The sequence below is a fragment of the Rossellomorea sp. FM04394 genome (genome assembly GCF_041889765.1).
GTDB classification, from domain to species: Bacteria; Bacillota; Bacilli; order Bacillales; family Bacillaceae_B; genus Rossellomorea; species Rossellomorea aquimaris_B.
Window position 1 is genome coordinate 4002468 of record NZ_CP168654.1, and the last position, 17533, is coordinate 4020000.

Below are 17533 nucleotides of genomic sequence, written 5' to 3' on the forward strand. Positions count from 1 at the left end.
GCTCTATCAAAAATGGAGGTCCGTCCCTCCTTATAATTGGGTCAGGAACATGGACAGGGCCGGGAAGTAGGTGATGAGTAATAGGTCAAATATCATGACGACGATGAATGGTGTGACGGCCCGGATCAGTTTATCGTAGGAGACATCTGCGATTCCTTTTACGATAAAGAGGTCCAGTCCCACTGGAGGCGTGATCAATCCGATGGAAAGATTCACAACCATGACGACTCCGAAGAATACAGGGTCGATCCCCACTCCCATGGCTATTGGCAGGAGCAGCGGCGTCAAGATCGTAATCGCGGCGGAAGCATTCAAGAAGCATCCTGCGATGAAGAAAATGACATTGAACATGAGTAAGATGAGTAACTTATTATCCGAGATGCTTGTCACAAGCTGGGTCAGTTGCTGCGGAATCTGTTCTGCCGTCAATAACCAACCGAATAAGTTGGCCGCTGCGATGATGAATACGACCATCGCTGTCATCTTACCAGCTCGAAGGAATGATTCCGGTATGTCCTTCCAATCCATATCTTTGTACACGAATTTATTAATAATGAACGCATACGCTGCAGCTGCAGCACCCGCTTCGGTCGGGGTGAAGATCCCTCCGCGGATTCCGAAAATAATGATCAGCGGCAGGACGAGGGCAAGTGCCCCTTCGAATAAGGTACGTCTAAACGTAGTGAATTCAAACTTTCCAGCTTCTTCGGAATAATTGTTCTTTCTGGTAATCCAATAATTTACCATCATGATGGAAAGACCGATGATGATTCCCGGTACAATCCCTGCCGTAAATAAATCCCCGATTGATACCCCCGCAGTGACGCCATATACGATCATGGGAATGGAAGGGGGAATGACCACTGCAATCGTCCCTGCACTTGCTACCGTGGCAGCAGCGAAACCTTTGTCATATCCTTTCTGCTCCATCATGGGAATCATCATTTTCCCGACTGCAGCCGTATCAGCTGCCCCTGAACCTGAAATCCCTGCAAAAAACATACTCGTCAGCGTAGATACCTGTGCCAGGCCTGCACGTATCCAGCCGACCGTAGCAAAGGCAAAGGCCGCAATCCTCCTCCCCATGCTTCCCGACATCATGAACTCTCCTGTCAGCATAAAGAACGGGATGGCGAGTAGCGGAAATGAATCCGTCGATGTGATCAACCTCTGAGGAATGACTTCCAGCGGTACATAATAAATACTTGCCAGGAATCCGGCTACGGAAGCCCAGATGAGAGAAATGGCAATTGGGACTCCTATCAGCATTAAAAGAAACAGAATACCAAGAGCTACTATGGCAACGGTCATACGATCTCCCCCTTTTCTTTAACTTATATTTGTTTGCTGCTGAACTTCTTCTACCTTCATCGCATCTTGGACGTCGACTTTTCCCTGTCTCACCTCATAGATATTGTTTACGGAGTGAATAAGACAGAAGATGGAGCTGATCAGTACTGTTACATAAATGAACGTCATGTTGATCCCCATCGCCGGGGAGATTTGCAGATTCGTATATTGGAGGATCCTGCCGCCAAAAACGATGAGGAAAAGAAACAGGGCTGAGTTTACCGCTTCCATAAAATAATGAAGATACTTTTTTGGTTTTTCAGATAAGTAATGATGCAAGATTTCTACTTGGGCATGACCTTTTGCTTTATATACAATCCCTATCCCCAAAAATACAATCCATACAAATAAATAACGAATGAGTTCTTCCGCCCATGTCAGGTTGAAGACGGAAAAGTCAACCATAGGCAAAGCTTCATTTAAGAATGTGCTTTGAAGAACAAACCGGGAAAAAACCTGATAAACCGTGGTGACAAAAGCAATCATAAAGAACCCTATCATAATCCACCGACTGATCCGATCCACCCTATTACTCAAATGAGAGATGAACTGTTTCAATGTGTAGCCCCCTTTTATTCCCGTAGACTTTCGATCTTTTCAAATAACTCTTTTCCAATGGATGCTTCAAACTCCTTGTAAACAGGTTCGACCGCTTTTCTGAATGACTCTCTGTCAGGGTTTTCCTCGATTTGGATGTCTGTCTTCTTTAAATCCTCGAGAAGTTTCTCTTCGTCTTCAAGGGCTACCTGGCGTTCATATTGGACGGCTTCTTTTGCAGCTTCATCGACCACTTCTTGTAGATTTTCAGGGAGGGTGTCAAAGGTTGTTTTACTCATGATGAATACGGCTGCATCGTAGTTGTGGGCGGTCAGGGATAAGTGTTGTTGGACTTCATTGAATTTATTAAGGTAAATCTGGGCCAGTGGATTTTCTTGGCCGTCAACCACATGCTGCTCTAAAGCTGTATACAATTCCCCGAACGGGATGGGGACAGGAGTGGAATCAAGTGCTTTGATGAAAGAAATATACGGTGGTGATTCTTGGACACGGAGCTTCAAATTCGCTGCATCAGCACTGGTTTTAATCGGCTTCTTGTTATTCGTCATATGCCTCCAGCCGTTTTCCATATATCCGAGATTAATGAGTCCCCTATTCTCCAGGTCGGAAGCGATATCGTCCCCGATCTCGCCATCCAGCACTTTGAAAGCATGTTCCCTACTTTCAAATAGGTATGGAAGATTGAGAAGATTGAACTTCGGCGCAAAGTTGGTGACAGGAGCAACAGAACCGATGTGGAAATGTATGGACCCGATCTGGGCACCTTCTATTTGATCTCGGCCGTTCCCTAACTGACTGCTCGGGAAAATATCGATTTGAATCTTCCCATTCGATCTTTCTTCCACGAGCTCTTTAAATTTTAACGCCCCTTTGTGATAAGGATGCGTTTCCGTCTGTAAATGCCCGAGCCTCAGGACATATTCTGCAGATCGTTCATTTCCTTTTGCCATGTTGGAACATCCACTCACCAGGATCATCATGATGATGGTCAGAAATGCCATGTACTTTTTCATGTAACACCCTCCTACTAACAAAATGTAAGCCCTTACAATTTTTTCTGTAGATGAATTGATTACATTCTAGATGAAAAATTTCAGTAAAAGCCATGACATGGCCATCATCATGACTTCTTCAACTCCAAGGGGTGACAACGTTTAACCTACTAAAGGAATTCCATGCTATGTATTCTTGACTCTCCATGCCAAGTCCTTCCCGTTTAAAAGAAATGGGACTTAGGGAACACAGCAGCATTGTCTGCATTTAGGTACAGTCACCCAACCACTACCACTTATTTTATTTTCAATTTTCAAAAAAATCAATACTTTTTCATGATTTACAGAAAAATAATCATTGAATGAAGACATTAATAGTGGTTTAATTAAATTATATTGGTTGGGTCACTGTACCATTCATGTAAATTTCATATGAATTAAAGGGGGTTTTGAAGTGAGTCCAATTGGAGCCGCAAAGACGAAAGAATCGTCCATTTCCTTGGAATCCAGAAAGATGCGTAAATCACTACAATTGAAAAAGGGTTGGATGAAAGGGGTCATCTTGACATTAGTACTTGCTTTACTTGCTGGGATTGTAGCCGAATATCCCGTTTTCTCCGTCATGGGTGTGATGATCATTTCCATTCTTCTCGGGATGAGCTGGAAAGGATTGATGGAGGTCCCTGCAGACGCAGCGCCAGGAATCACCTTCAGCAGCAAAATTCTACTGAGGGCAGGAATCATTCTGATGGGATTGAGATTAAACTTTGAACAAATCCTTTCGGCAGGTTTCTCGATTGTGATCATCGATGTGTTGGTCATCGTGTTCACATTGGTTTTCATGATGTATCTCGGAAAGCTCCTGTCCATTGATCGTCACCTCTCTACTTTGATTGCAGTCGGAACGGCCGTATGCGGAGCTGCAGCCATCGTCGCCGTTGCGCCGCTTATCGGGGCAAAAAAGGAACTCACTGCTATTTCAGTGGCCTTCATTGCCATCATGGGGACGATCGTTACGATATTCTATACGTTTCTTTACCCAGTACTCGGTTTCACTCCATATGAATACGGGGTGTTGACAGGTTCAACCCTGCACGAGCTTGCCCACGTGATCGCAGCCGCTGCCCCGGGTGGCGACGTCAGCAGCGATACAGCCATACTTGTTAAGCTTGGGAGAGTTGCCCTTCTTATACCTGTTGCAATTATATTGGGGTCCATGTTTTCCAAAAAAAGAGGGAATGCCTCTGCACAGAAGCGGACATTCAAAGACCTGCCCGTCCCTTGGTTCATTTTCGGATTCCTGTTCATGTGCTTAATCAATACTGTGGGAATCCTTCCTGACACATTTACACAAATGCTCATTGCATTGAGTATTTTACTATTATCCATGGCCATGGCGGGTCTTGGCCTTAGCGTCAACTTCGCGGAATTCAAAAAACTAAGTTCTAAGGTGCTCGTGACTGGTGTCGCAGGATCTTTTGCATTGATCCTATTGGGTATTCTCCTTACTAAGTTGTAAGCGCTGCCAAATATTTCACTAGAGGTTGAGCCACTCGACATGGTACACTGAATATACAGAATAATACCTGTCATGACATGTATCTATTCATATGAGAATCAGAAAAATGATAAGTCTAAGAAGGTTGAGCAAACCTGATGACAGCTACCATTTCACAGATGGATAGGGGCGATTGTATGCAATTAAATCGAAAAGGCATATCTGAACAAGTGGCAGATAGCATAAAAAAGAAAATACAAGATGGAGAATTCAAAGTCGGAGACAAAATTCCCGGGGAACGGGAAATGGGAATCGAGCTTTCCGTCAGCCGGAATACGGTGAGGGAAGCATATAAGATCCTGGAAGCTTACGGCTATATCACAGCAAAACACGGAACAGGTGTATTCGTTGCCACACCTGAACATCAGATACAAAAAATGACAGAAGCCTTCTTTGTATCTTCTGATCAGATTAATGATTTCTTCTCCGTACGTAAGATTCTCGAAGAATGGACGGTCAAATGGTCCATTGAAAACTCCAACGAAGAGCAATTCCGTGAATTGGAACACATCCTGGAAGAAGCCAATGAGATTCTCGGCGCCGGCGAAGTGAATCATGAGAGGCTGGCAGAGCTTGACCATAAATTCCATTTAACTTTAGCGAACAATTCTAATAACATTGTTCTCATCCGAATCATGAATTTCCTTATTGACCTTCTATCGGAATCACGTACCAAGTCGATCCAAATTCCCGGCAGAGCCATACAGTCTGTCCAGGAGCATGCCAAGATACTGGAAGCCATGAAACAAAACAATATTAATCTGGCCCAGAAATATATGAAAGAACATATAGAGAGCGTAGAACATTCCATCAAGGAAAATATAGATTCCCTATAACCTTATATTGAAAGAGCCGGCTTCCTCACCCTGGAAGCCGGCTCTTTTGTGTTAGTTTTTGATAGGTTGTTGAGAAGACAGTGGGGAAGGGAATTCAACTCCAAATTGGCTGCCTAATGATTGCAACTCATCCGATACACTTTGGGATAATTGTACTCCTTCCAGCTGACGTTTATCCCGCTCCCTTTTCCTTCTTTCCCCTGGATAGCGGATTTCATCGTTCCCAGGTGCTTTCGGGACAGCTTTCATCTCCACTAATAAGCTTTTAATAGACTCAAAGAATACATTCAGGTTCATGAATTTTTCTATGTCCATCAGAATGAAAAAGTGACCCACATTTGCGTTTTCCTTTTCCCCATCCTCATAAATACTCTTCACATGAGGCCCGAATGCCGCCCCCGTCAAGAGGCCTGTAAGGATTTCGACGGCCAGTGCCAGGGCTGATCCCTTTGCTCCTCCTAAAGGCAGGACAGAACCGTTCAAAGCCGCTTTGGGATCATTGGTCGGTTCCCCTTTTTCATCGATCGCCCATCCATCCGGTATCGTCTGTCCCTGTTTCTCCGCTAAAATGATTTTTCCCCTTGCTACAATGCTTGTCGATAAATCGATAATGACAGGTTGATCATCCCCCGTAGGAAAACCAAATGCCATGGGGTTCGTGCCAAAGAAAGCTTCCTTCCCTCCCCAAGGAGCTATACCCGGGGGCGAGTTTGTGAAACCGATACAAGCAAGATTCTGTTCACAAGCCAGTTGACAAAAATAAGAGGCTGTCCCGAAGTGATTACTATTTTTAATTGCGATGGCTGTTACACCGCTCTGTTTTGCCATCTCGATTCCTTTATTTATCGCCTTATAGCTGATGACATGACCAAGCCCATTATCACCGTTCACTACGAGAACAGAAGGACTTCTTTGCTCCATCTGGATGGATGGATTCAGGTTGATCCTTTGATCGCTGAAGCGCTTAGCATAGATGGGAAGCCTGCTGATACCATGACTATCCACCCCTTCTAAATTAGCCCTTAAAAGGGATTCAGAGACGACTGCAGCATGATCCTCCATCATCCCCATTTCCTCCAACAGTGTCTTGCAAAATTGTCGTAAATCAGATTCAGCATACGTAGTCATTTTCTGCTCCTTCTCATTCATAATGTTTTCCCCGTAAACATGGACTCCCCACACATAAAATGTGCAGGGAGTAAGAAATCAGGCACTGCGATATAATTTCGTCATGACGAATTCTTTATGACCTAATGCTTCTGCACAAGTGAGTCGACCATTCACCGTACGGCAGATCATTTCCATTAACTGATCTCCCGCTTGCTCCAAGGAAATCTGACGAGAGAGGAGTCCTTGCACATCCACATCGATATGTTCACTCATCGTACCCGCCGTAATCGGGTTCGCCGTAATTTTCACAACCGGCTCGATCGGGTTACCGATGATATTCCCCTGACCTGTAGGGAAAAGGTGCAGAACCGCTCCACCAGCTGCCATCAGGGTGATACATTCTGCCGCTGCAGAGGACGTATCCATGAAATACAGACCGTTGCCATTGGCAGGTGCTTCTGCAGGATCCAAGACCCCGATGACCTCTTTCGTTCCGGTCTTGGCAATGTTCCCTAGTGCCTTCTCTTCAATGGTGGAGAGTCCACCGGCAATATTACCTTGAGTAGGCTGGGATCCCAATAAATCGACTCCCTTTGAATCAATTTCACCTACATAGTCATTGTAAACCGCCATGAATTTCTCGTGTAACTCAGGCGTCGCCATCCGGTCGCGGATGAGATGTTCCCCGCCTGTCAATTCCGATGTTTCCCCGAAGAAAACAGTAGCGCCGGCTTCAACCAAACGGTCAACCGCCTGGGACACAGTAGGGCATGATCCAAGACCTGTCGTCGTATCAGACTCACCGCACTTGATACTGACAGTTAAGTCCTTCAGTTCAACCGGTTCTTTCTGAAGCTCCGAAGCCCACTGGACATACTCCTTCGCTTTCCATGAAGCAGCACGGATCGTTTCTAAATCCCCGTTTCCTTCAATGGAGAAGTACGTAACAGGCTTTCCGGTCTCAGCAATCCCGTCAGCAATTTTCTTCGACCAGTTTTCTTCTATTCCAATGACCACGACAGCCGCTACGTTAGGATTGGATCCCGTTCCGATCATTGTCCTGAAATGCAAATCAAGATCAGGTCCGTACTGTAGTCTTCCATATGCGTGAGGCAAAGCCATTGTACCTTGGACTTGTCTTGCCACTGCTTCGCAAGCAGCGTTTGAAATATCATCTACAGGTAAAATAATGACATGATTACGAATTCCAACTTTCCCATTTTCTCTGCGATAACCATATAATGTTTGTTCCATCCTTACCACCTCGCCGTTTTAATATTATGAGTGTGGACGTAGTCGCCTACTTCCCATTTTTCTGTTGTAATACCGATTTGAACCCCATATTTCAGCACTGGTTCATCTTTGTTTAAAGTAACCAATGAGATTTTGTGGCCTAATGGAACATCCCCTTTTGAGGTAACTTCCACTTCTGAATTGTCATCCATGAAGATCCCCACAACCTTTTCCCCTGCTGCAATCGGTGATGTGGCAACTCCTACGTGATCACCATTGTGATGGATAAGAAACTTATGAGTGCTCACCGCTTTTGAATCTGGAGCATTTCTTTCCGTAACCGTACCTGCCTGACTATTGTGACTCATTATGGTGCCTCCTTTTAAATTGGTTGAGTGACCCAACCACTTAATCTATCTTTATTAAACCACCTATCAATCTGTTAGTCAATGAGATTATTTAAATTTTCAGAATTTATTTTCGACAAATTACACAGTGCAGAGGGAACGCTCGCCTTTTAGCACTTTCCCGATTTCCTTGGCCACCAGAAAGGACGTACGGACTTGAGATTCTTCAGTCAATCCTGCGATATGAGGAGTAATGGTAACGCTTTCACAAAGAAGCAGGGGATGTGAGTCCAGTATCGGTTCCTGCTCCAACACATCGAGGTAAGCTCCTGCAATTTGTTGGTTCTGTAAGGCTGTAGCCAGTGCTTGTTCATCAATGATGCCCCCTCTGGAAGTATTAATGACATAAGAAGAAGGCTTCATCCTATTTAACTCGGATGTTGAAAGGAGATGCTCGGTTGATGGAGTAAGAGGGACATGGAGGGAAATGAAATCGGATTCCATCAACAGTTCCTGAAGGGTTTCTTTTACATGTACACCCGTTTCTGACACCACATGATCATACTCTGTAATGAACGGGTCATACCCGATGATGTTCATGCCAAATGCGTTGGCGCGCTTTGCCACACGGTGGGAAATTTCCCCAAGTCCGATCAATCCAAGTGTTTTCTGATAAAGCTCCCCACCTGTGTATTTCTTTCTGTTCCACTGTCCGTTTCGAACATCCGCATCTGCCAAATGAAGGGGTCTTGATGAGCTTAGAATCGCAGCGAGTACATATTCCGCTACAGAAGTTGCGTTTGCATGACGGGCAAACACCACCGGAATATCCTTCTCTTTCGCCCGTTTAACATCAATATTATCCAACCCGACCCCGAGCCTTCCGATCGCCTTAAGGCGGCTGCCTGCTTCCATTAATTCTTCGTCGACGATCGTCTGGTTTCTTACAATCACCGCATCATATTGAGGAAGGATCTCAAGTAACCTCTCTCTGTCGGTCCAAAGGGTTTCATCATAGTCGACCTCAAATCCTTGTTCCTTCAGTTCATCAATGCCTTCTTTCCAGATTAACTCTGTGATCAATGCTTTCATTTAAATTCCTCCCTTTTAAAAGCCACTTCTTTTTGGTTCAGTCACCCAACCAATTACTACTTATTATTTAATCATTTCTGGTTTACCCGGTCAATATTTTTTGAATATTCTTTATGTTCCGTTCTACTATTAGGTTCTACATAGTCGTTAAAACCCCTTCAAGAAGAATAGCCGCTTTGCAATTTCTGCCCTTAATATTTAAACAAACGTTTGATTAAGCAAATCAGGCCCTATTACAGCCATAATAGAATCTGTTAAACGAACGTTTAACACATAAAGAAAGTCCTGGACTACTTGAAAATAGTCCAGGACCCTTTTGATCGCTTTAATCCACTCTACTCCACTAACTTCTCAACAACACCACTCTCAACAGCACCTTCTCCACCTAATACCATAAAGTGCTTCAAACCATTTTCCATCACCAAACCTTTTGTCTGCTGAGGCAAGTCATCCTTCTTCACCAGCAATAACGGAACCTCATTTATGGCAGCAAACACAGATCCCGTAAGTGCATCAGCGAAGTCCTGGCCGGTTGCAACTACGGCATGGCTTGTTGGACCTTGGAACTTGTTATAGATGGCGGCAGCTGTATCGTAACGCGTGTCACCAGCCAAACGCTCTCCATTTTTAAACGTTAAATCTTCACCGATGACCCCGGCTCCCCCAATTACGTAGGTGTTCTCTATATCTTGAAGGGCAAAGCCGGTCGGTTCCGGAATGGAATCTGTTTTCGTTAACAGGATTGGATATCCATGCTGGGCTGCGTATGGAGCAACGGCAAGAGCATCAGGGAAGTCATATCCATAGGCAACCACTGCCGTTTCTGAATGACCCAATTCATTCGCGACGTACGCGGCTGTTTCAAAACGGTCGTTTCCTCCGATTCGATCCACGCTTAATCCCAATTCATCCAATTCCGCCTCAATCTTCTTAGGGACGGCTCCTTCCCCACCGAGAATCAACGCATGCTCCGCTCCGAGACGGTCGATTTCTTCTACAGTCTCCTTGGATAACGTGGCGCCATTCGTCAACAAGATCGGCGCTTCCAACTGATAAGCAAGGGGTGTTCCGACTAGTGCATCGGGATACTCGTTTCCTCTTGCTATGATGACGGTATCAACAGACTCCCAGCTTTCTTCCGAGATTTCAGCCGCTGTTCCGTAACGATCCTGTCCATATAAACGGGCCGTTGATTTTCCAACTGTATCGGTGACCGGCTCCATGACTTTCCAGAACTCGTCAGCCATCGCTTCATATCCCGCTTCACTAGGATGTACATTTTGCGGGTTCGGAAGTTTCACCTGGAAGTTATCGGCCATCGCTTCTTCAACCGGGACAAACACGCCTCCCCCCTGCACGCTAGCTGCTTGAATGGCTTGGTTCAATCCATCTAAAGCAGGTTTTAACTGTGCCTGGGTCTCTTGTGGCAAATAAGGGAATGCATTGTAATAACCCATCACATACACCGAAACGTCAGGGTTTAATTGACGGATGATGCCTAAAGAGGTACCGATATTCACACCCACTTCCTGAAGGGCTGCCTGTACTTTTACTGGATCGATTGAAATCCTGCCATCCTTCTGTTCAATCAATTGCAGTAAGTCATTGGCACCAGCGTCCAATGTAATGGTATCAGCCTCCATGATTTCTTTCTGCAAACCCTTTGCAGGATCTTGTATGTCCGCCAATACCTGTTTAGACGTATAACCCGGTACGGCAAAGCTCTTGTTAAAATCTACATGAAAGCCATCTTCCTTAAATTCGTCTGCAAGGAAATCAGGGTAGCCCTTACCTAGCGAGTTGTCATACAGCACCCCTGCCGCCAACGAATCTCCTAAAGCAAGATAATCTACATACGTCTGCTCTTCTTTCATTTCAGCAAAAGCCATCGTCGGTGTCATCATTAATGCCACTGTCATTGCTCCGGTCAACACTTTCAAAGAATGTTTCAGGTCTTTTTTCAAGGTAGTTCTCCTCTCTAATTTGGCAATCCAATTATAAGTATTTGCCAAGAAATTAGGATATTCCTCCTATTTTCAATCGACAAAACCCGCAATTTGATCCTTTAGGAGCAGTTATGTGAGCTCTGACAATCACACCTGCAAATTATGTAATAAAAATAAATAACAATCCCTATATATTCGAGGTGATTTATAGTGGAAAATAAAATAAGCAAATAAAAGGAGTGAAGATCGCAATGAAGATGATCCATAGGTTTCTCGCCACTTACTATTACACCCTGATACAAGATTGTCTTGACGAAAAAATGAAAGAACAATTACTCCGGAAATTACACTACCATGAGTCAAAATTAAGTATGTAGATCGATCCCGCTGTGCCCGTCCTCTTTCTTATAATGGCCATTTTCATTAAAAAAGCCTTCAACCCGCGATGGATTGAAGACTTCGATAAGTTATCCCCTTATAAAATACTTCATTAAATAATCGAGCCAGACCTTATTTCCATTTTCGTTAGGTATATTTTCCTCTGTTAAATAGTCCTTAATTTCTTTATTATTGTAATCCGGCCATGCATCCCAATGGTTAAGATACACATATTTTTTCTCCCGCGTATACTTCTCTAGATCAGCTTCTTCCTGCGGGTAGTAATAAGCACCCGGAATTGGATTGGCCGGTTGGATGATAAAGGTGACTTCAGGATTCTGTTTCTTGAAATCCCCAAGGATCGTCTCAAGATTTTTAATGCGGCTCGACATCCTGATTTCCCCGTTGTCATACAAAAGAAATGGTTCCAATAAGAGTATATCCGGCTTCATTTCAGCCAGTGGTTTATGTAATTCCTCCTTCACAACCTGTTCTGACGTTTTTCCGGCGATTTCTTTCAACGTCACCTTTATCAAATCATGACCGTACGTGTCGAGAAGCGCCTTTTCTAGTTCTTTGGGCCACGCCCCTTCCTTCCCAGGAGTAGAAGAAGAGCCAAGAATCACCAAATGAACGGGTTCATTACCTTCAATCTTTTTCTTAAACGCTTCTTTTAATTCTGGAGGAAGATAATTTAGCTTATCCAGTTTTATCAGCCTCTTCTTTTCTTCTTCAGCCGCTGCTTTTTCTTTCTCGTTTTCTTTACGCTCTTCTTCACTCACCGCCTGAACGCCGGCTACTTTTTCTGTATGGACGTTAACCTGGACGGCCTCGACCCTTTGATCCCAATGATACTTTCCACCTGCAAGCGTTGATAATGTAATCACGCCAAGACCGACTAACAAAAACTTCTTCATCCTCATCCCCCATAACGTAAAGTCTATGAATCATATGATAGAGGAGATAGAGTTCAGAATTTGTATATACGTGTAGATGGAGGTTCGAAAAGTTACGACAAAATAACTGGTTTTATTTGGATGAAATCCATCCGTTAGACGTTTAATAAAAAAGCCTATCTTAAAAAGATAGACTTCCACACACCCTAACGCACCGGCACAAGTTCAAACCTATCATTCTCGTGTTTTACCCGGTACACCCCTTCAGAAATTTCATTTTCAGTATACTCGGATAACCCTTCTCGTATATATAAGTCGAGATCCAGCACCATCAGAAAATCAGATTTCCTCAAAACTTCCTTTAAATACGAGAGCTGATCTTCTGTCTTGGCACCCTTGATGAAAGAATAATTCATTGACAGGTGTTCGTACCTGATCAAATAGCTGAAATAACCTCCGTCATCCGCACTGCCTGGACTATAATACGTAATCATAGGTTCCGTTACCCCTGATGTTTTAATCACAGAAGAATACTCCTTCACATCGCCCCGACGCTCAACATGTGCTTCCGGCCGGGTCACCAATACTTCCAGGTGTCCGATGTACGGGATTAAGAAGCAGGCCGCCATCAGGATGCCCGTCACCCTTTTAAAGGATTTCACATAGTTGGACCATACATAAGCAACCACCGTCATGAGCATGCCGCCTGCATATACGGTGATGGTCGACTGGTAGCGGTTAAACCCTGCAAGCCTTGACGCTTCATTCTCAGGCATCAGATACACATACATATAATAAAGCGAACACATGTACAGCACATAAAAGAGATTAAACAATACAAATGAAGCCACCAGTTCATTAGGCGTTTTGCGCTTCATTTTGACGATTAGTAAAAGGGCAATCAGATTGACGGCCAGTAACGCCATCACATGAGGAGACGACAAAGGATTAAACGCTGCGTCCAGCATCATTCCATCAAAGCCTGCTAAAAACTCCTCCGATTTCCGGATATCCTGCAGTTTATCCTCTGTAATCGCAAACTTATTGTCTCCGTAACTCTCACTATAGGCTTGTAACGTATACGTGTGCCAAAGTAGATTCACCACTAAAGGAAGAATCAACAACAGAACCAAAGAAGCATAAGGCATGACCTTATCGATTCTCTTTTCAATTCCTTCCCGATGAGAAGTAATGAGTATCCCCAGTATGGCAATCCCGTTAAAAAGCAGGAAGACCTTCCCACTATCCTTTAATAGAATCAAGACTATCACTATCGGAAGATTCACGAGCAGCAGTCTTTTCCAATCCTTACGATAGTAATAGGCGATTAAAGGAATCGCCAACGCCACCGACCCCAGAATAATATCCACCAGTAAACTGTAAAAGATTTTTGCATTCACTAATAGAAGGGTAAAGGAGATGACCCAAGGCAGGATGACCGTCCATGGCTTTTTCCAGGAACTCCATGTGAATAGAGCTGTGAATCCAGCCATAGTCAAGAATCCCTGTGCCATCAAAGCCAAACTTTCATAGAATCCTAAAAGCTTAAGAAAATAGTAAATAAACACGGCACTCCCAGGTGGATAGTTCTGAAAAGTAACCAAAGTACTGGCATCCGGCAGACCATCAAGCCTCACAATCTCCTTCACCACCAATCCCCAGTGGCTGAAATCATCATAGTTTAAAAAGAGAGTCCCCCTCATATAGAGCATGACAAACAGAACAGATATGGAAAAGAACACAAGCGAGGGATGCAACAAAGGCTGAAACGGGATTTTTTTAAGAATGAATAATATGAGATAAATCAAACATAAAAACAAACCGGAATAATAGATGCTATTCGTGGCGAATGGCATTCGATGAAGCAACCCGGCTCCAAATAGCACCGTCGTGACACTGGAAAATAGAAATAAAGGAATAAATGCAGGATGAACCTTTACCTTATATAGAAAAAACATCCCCCACCCGGCAAGGGAAAGAAATAACAAGAATAGTAATAGTATTGACGTAAGCATGAGTCCTCCTGATACGTGAAAAAACAAGTAGTTGAAAAACCATTATATCATTCTTCCTTGGAACAAAATCGCACATTGAATAAAAAGAACTCCTTTACCATGAACCTGATAAAGGAGTTCTTTCATTATGACTCAATGACTCTTGCTACTTTTCCCCCACATGTCTTGCAGCTTCCCTTAAGGACAATATTATGATTATCAGAATCCACACTGTAATCAACAATCGTCGTGACACCGCAAGCCCGACAATATACATTTCCTTCAAATTTCTCTCGGATATGTGCAGGTTTTGTCATCCATCTTTTATGTGCTAAATCATCCTTCACTTTTTTGGCACCTCACTTAAAATGATTTTAACAATCCTTCGAAAACGTTCGTCTGATTGCATTTTCATATTCTGTTTCAGGCACGTGTGACTTCGCATACCTCTTCGTTACATTGATATCCCTATGCCCCGCCAACTTAGATACAATTTCAATACTGACACCCTGATCGATAAGATGCTGGCAAAATGTATGGCGCAGCTTTTGGGCATTTATATGAAACTTCTTAAGCATATACTGGACCGATCTCTCCGTTAAGCGCTCATTCGATTTGGAAACGAAAAGCGCTTCCTTTGGTTTGATAGCATCCATATAGTCAGAAAGAGAATGCACAACTTCATCCGAAAGAGGAATGATCCGTTGATCCCCATGAGTATCCGAAACCCTTACTTGCTTTGTTTCAAGGTCTATATCCGCTGTATTCAGGGCACAAAGCTCTGACACCCGTATGCCGGTATGAAGCAGCATATACACAATCGCTATATTTCTTTCATTTTCACTTTCTCTTACTTCTGATAAAAGTGCTTCACATTCTTCTTTAGAAAGCGTTTCGATTTCATCCTTTTTGCTTCCTTGTTTGATCTTTATATCAAACGTAATGTCAGGCCGTTTTAAATATTTTGCAAAAGTACGTATCACTCCCAAGATTTTATCCGTCGTGATCGGACTCTTACCCTTTTCTTCTAAAAATAGAATATAATCCTGAACGTCACGCTGAGTAATGTCCATTAACTCTCTGTGATTCTGTTGAAGCCACTTCTCATATTTTTTAAGCTCCTGATGGTAAGTCGAGATGGTATTTGATGATTTTCCTTCATGTTCAAGCCATGTTAAAAACTGATCAATCGTAGTACTGGATCCTTGCAAGAGTACCACCCTTTCGAATCAAACCTCTATTTACTATTATCGTAGAACTTATAGATGAAGAAGTCAACTTCTCCGAATGTAAGGAGAAAGAATTGATTCGATTTTCCAAATTAGACTTTTAACCAAACGAAAAAAGAGTAACTCCTAAGAGCTACTCTTTCTTCATATTTGCCTGGCGACGTCCTACTCTCACAGGGGGAGATCCCCCAACTACCATCGGCGCTGAAGAGCTTAACTTCCGTGTTCGGCATGGGAACGGGTGTGACCTCTTCGCCATTATCACCAGACGAATATTCAATTGAAGGGTTGTTCCTTCAAAACTAGATAAAGAATTGATGTCAAGAAAGCCGAATACCGACCAATGTTGTTCATTTAAAAATGACTCTTTGTGGTTAAGTCCTCGATCGATTAGTATCAGTCAACTCCACATGTCGCCATGCTTCCATCTCTGACCTATCTACCTAGTCATCTTCTAGGGATCTTACTCACTTACGTGATGGGAAATCTCATCTCGAGGGGGGCTTCATGCTTAGATGCTTTCAGCACTTATCCCTTCCGCACATAGCTACCCAGCGATGCCTTTGGCAAGACAACTGGTACACCAGCGGTGCGTCCATCCCGGTCCTCTCGTACTAAGGACAGCTCCTCTCAAATTTCCTGCGCCCACGACGGATAGGGACCGAACTGTCTCACGACGTTCTGAACCCAGCTCGCGTACCGCTTTAATGGGCGAACAGCCCAACCCTTGGGACCGACTACAGCCCCAGGATGCGATGAGCCGACATCGAGGTGCCAAACCTCCCCGTCGATGTGGACTCTTGGGGGAGATAAGCCTGTTATCCCCGGGGTAGCTTTTATCCGTTGAGCGATGGCCCTTCCATGCGGAACCACCGGATCACTAAGCCCGACTTTCGTCCCTGCTCGACTTGTAGGTCTCGCAGTCAAGCTCCCTTGTGCCTTTACACTCTGCGAATGATTTCCAACCATTCTGAGGGAACCTTTGGGCGCCTCCGTTACTCTTTAGGAGGCGACCGCCCCAGTCAAACTGCCCACCTGACACTGTCTCCCACCCCGATAAGGGGCGCGGGTTAGAATTTCAATACAGCCAGGGTAGTATCCCACCGATGCCTCCACCGAAGCTGGCGCTCCGGCTTCCAAGGCTCCTACCTATCCTGTACAAGCTGTACCAAAATTCAATATCAGGCTACAGTAAAGCTCCACGGGGTCTTTCCGTCCTGTCGCGGGTAACCTGCATCTTCACAGGTACTATAATTTCACCGAGTCTCTCGTTGAGACAGTGCCCAGATCGTTACGCCTTTCGTGCGGGTCGGAACTTACCCGACAAGGAATTTCGCTACCTTAGGACCGTTATAGTTACGGCCGCCGTTTACTGGGGCTTCGATTCGCACCTTCGCTTGCGCTAAGCACTCCTCTTAACCTTCCAGCACCGGGCAGGCGTCAGCCCCTATACTTCGCCTTACGGCTTCGCAGAGACCTGTGTTTTTGCTAAACAGTCGCCTGGGCCTATTCACTGCGGCTCTCTCGGGCTTGCACCCTACCAGAGCACCCCTTCTCCCGAAGTTACGGGGTCATTTTGCCGAGTTCCTTAACGAGAGTTCTCTCGCTCACCTTAGGATTCTCTCCTCGCCTACCTGTGTCGGTTTGCGGTACGGGCACCTTTTTCCTCGCTAGAGGCTTTTCTTGGCAGTGTGGAATCAGGAACTTCGCTACTATAATTCGCTCGCTATCACAGCTCAGCCTTCACGATGATGGGATTTGCCTCATCATCAGCCTAACTGCTTAGACGCACATATCCAGCAGTGCGCTTACCCTATCCTCCTGCGTCCCCCCATTGCTCAAACGGAAAAGAGGTGGTACAGGAATATCAACCTGTTGTCCATCGTCTACGCCTATCGGCCTCGACTTAGGTCCCGACTAACCCTGAGCGGACGAGCCTTCCTCAGGAAACCTTAGGCATTCGGTGGATGGGATTCTCACCCATCTTTCGCTACTCATACCGGCATTCTCACTT

At 44.6% G+C, this 17533-nt stretch carries 14 protein-coding genes and 2 rRNA genes (1 of these 16 running past the window's edge); 2 read left to right on the forward strand and 14 right to left on the reverse strand.

The window, feature by feature from the left end:
- Nucleotides 1-30: 30 nt before the first annotated feature.
- The 3 genes from ACCB35_RS20095 to ACCB35_RS20105 are packed head-to-tail and all read right to left on the reverse strand — an operon-like array spanning nucleotide 31 to nucleotide 2921.
- A complete protein-coding gene (locus ACCB35_RS20095) occupies nucleotides 31-1311 on the reverse strand; it encodes a TRAP transporter large permease (protein WP_374055042.1) in 1281 nt (426 codons plus the stop codon).
- Nucleotides 1312-1329: 18 nt separating this feature from the next.
- Complete coding sequence (locus tag ACCB35_RS20100; protein WP_044338459.1) at nucleotides 1330-1908, reverse strand: TRAP transporter small permease; 579 nt, start codon at nucleotides 1906-1908, stop codon at nucleotides 1330-1332.
- A gap of 14 nt (nucleotides 1909-1922) precedes the next feature.
- Complete coding sequence (locus ACCB35_RS20105; protein ID WP_374055043.1) at nucleotides 1923-2921, reverse strand: DctP family TRAP transporter solute-binding subunit; 999 nt, start codon at nucleotides 2919-2921, stop codon at nucleotides 1923-1925.
- A 433-nt stretch (nucleotides 2922-3354) separates the two neighbouring features.
- On the opposite strand from ACCB35_RS20105, the gene ACCB35_RS20110 reads away from it, so the two are divergent.
- On the forward strand, nucleotides 3355-4419 hold the full coding sequence (locus ACCB35_RS20110; protein WP_374055044.1) for a YeiH family protein: 1065 nt from the start codon (nucleotides 3355-3357) through the stop codon (nucleotides 4417-4419).
- A gap of 176 nt (nucleotides 4420-4595) precedes the next feature.
- The gene (locus ACCB35_RS20115; RefSeq protein WP_374055045.1) at nucleotides 4596-5294 is read left to right on the forward strand and encodes a FadR/GntR family transcriptional regulator; all 699 of its coding nucleotides are present in this window, start codon (nucleotides 4596-4598) and stop codon (nucleotides 5292-5294) included.
- Nucleotides 5295-5345: 51 nt separating this feature from the next.
- Here ACCB35_RS20115 and ACCB35_RS20120 read toward each other — a convergent pair whose 3' ends face one another.
- From ACCB35_RS20120 to ACCB35_RS20170, 11 genes are all read right to left on the reverse strand, one after another.
- On the reverse strand, nucleotides 5346-6443 hold the full coding sequence (locus ACCB35_RS20120; RefSeq protein WP_374055046.1) for an Ldh family oxidoreductase: 1098 nt from the start codon (nucleotides 6441-6443) through the stop codon (nucleotides 5346-5348).
- Nucleotides 6444-6500: 57 nt separating this feature from the next.
- Complete coding sequence (locus tag ACCB35_RS20125; protein WP_374055047.1) at nucleotides 6501-7658, reverse strand: UxaA family hydrolase; 1158 nt, start codon at nucleotides 7656-7658, stop codon at nucleotides 6501-6503.
- Between the two features lie 2 nt (nucleotides 7659-7660).
- On the reverse strand, nucleotides 7661-8005 hold the full coding sequence (locus tag ACCB35_RS20130) for a UxaA family hydrolase (RefSeq protein ID WP_374055048.1): 345 nt from the start codon (nucleotides 8003-8005) through the stop codon (nucleotides 7661-7663).
- 120 nt (nucleotides 8006-8125) lie between these two features.
- Nucleotides 8126-9076: a hydroxyacid dehydrogenase gene (locus tag ACCB35_RS20135; protein ID WP_374055049.1), complete on the reverse strand. Its 951-nt coding sequence runs from the start codon at nucleotides 9074-9076 to the stop codon at nucleotides 8126-8128.
- Nucleotides 9077-9411: 335 nt separating this feature from the next.
- Nucleotides 9412-11040 (reverse strand): cell wall-binding repeat-containing protein, encoded by a 1629-nt coding sequence (locus ACCB35_RS20140; RefSeq protein WP_374055050.1) that lies wholly within the window; start codon nucleotides 11038-11040, stop codon nucleotides 9412-9414.
- A 449-nt stretch (nucleotides 11041-11489) separates the two neighbouring features.
- Complete coding sequence (locus tag ACCB35_RS20145) at nucleotides 11490-12317, reverse strand: SGNH/GDSL hydrolase family protein (protein ID WP_374055051.1); 828 nt, start codon at nucleotides 12315-12317, stop codon at nucleotides 11490-11492.
- Between the two features lie 185 nt (nucleotides 12318-12502).
- Nucleotides 12503-14311 carry a hypothetical protein gene (locus ACCB35_RS20150; protein ID WP_374055052.1) on the reverse strand — a complete coding sequence of 603 codons (1809 nt, stop codon included), beginning with the start codon at nucleotides 14309-14311 and terminating at the stop codon, nucleotides 12503-12505.
- A 125-nt stretch (nucleotides 14312-14436) separates the two neighbouring features.
- On the reverse strand, nucleotides 14437-14637 hold the full coding sequence (locus tag ACCB35_RS20155; RefSeq protein ID WP_374055053.1) for a hypothetical protein: 201 nt from the start codon (nucleotides 14635-14637) through the stop codon (nucleotides 14437-14439).
- A 27-nt stretch (nucleotides 14638-14664) separates the two neighbouring features.
- Complete coding sequence (locus tag ACCB35_RS20160; protein ID WP_374055054.1) at nucleotides 14665-15501, reverse strand: tyrosine-type recombinase/integrase; 837 nt, start codon at nucleotides 15499-15501, stop codon at nucleotides 14665-14667.
- A gap of 170 nt (nucleotides 15502-15671) precedes the next feature.
- Nucleotides 15672-15788 (reverse strand): 5S ribosomal RNA (gene rrf, locus ACCB35_RS20165).
- A gap of 101 nt (nucleotides 15789-15889) precedes the next feature.
- Nucleotides 15890-17533: ribosomal RNA gene (locus ACCB35_RS20170) — 23S ribosomal RNA — on the reverse strand; it runs 1291 nt beyond the window's last position.

Excerpts from the sequence above, each read along its gene's own strand:
- ACCB35_RS20095 (WP_374055042.1), bottom strand. The coding sequence starts at position 1,311 with ATGACCGTTGCCATAGTAGCTCTTGGTATTCTGTTTCTTTTAATGCTG.
- ACCB35_RS20105 (WP_374055043.1), bottom strand. The coding sequence starts at position 2,921 with ATGAAAAAGTACATGGCATTTCTGACCATCATCATGATGATCCTGGTG.
- ACCB35_RS20115 (WP_374055045.1), top strand. The coding sequence starts at position 4,596 with ATGCAATTAAATCGAAAAGGCATATCTGAACAAGTGGCAGATAGCATA.
- ACCB35_RS20120 (WP_374055046.1), bottom strand. The coding sequence starts at position 6,443 with ATGAATGAGAAGGAGCAGAAAATGACTACGTATGCTGAATCTGATTTA.
- ACCB35_RS20125 (WP_374055047.1), bottom strand. The coding sequence starts at position 7,658 with ATGGAACAAACATTATATGGTTATCGCAGAGAAAATGGGAAAGTTGGA.
- ACCB35_RS20130 (WP_374055048.1), bottom strand. The coding sequence starts at position 8,005 with ATGAGTCACAATAGTCAGGCAGGTACGGTTACGGAAAGAAATGCTCCA.
- ACCB35_RS20135 (WP_374055049.1), bottom strand. The coding sequence starts at position 9,076 with ATGAAAGCATTGATCACAGAGTTAATCTGGAAAGAAGGCATTGATGAA.
- ACCB35_RS20145 (WP_374055051.1), bottom strand. The coding sequence starts at position 12,317 with ATGAAGAAGTTTTTGTTAGTCGGTCTTGGCGTGATTACATTATCAACG.
- ACCB35_RS20150 (WP_374055052.1), bottom strand. The coding sequence starts at position 14,311 with ATGCTTACGTCAATACTATTACTATTCTTGTTATTTCTTTCCCTTGCC.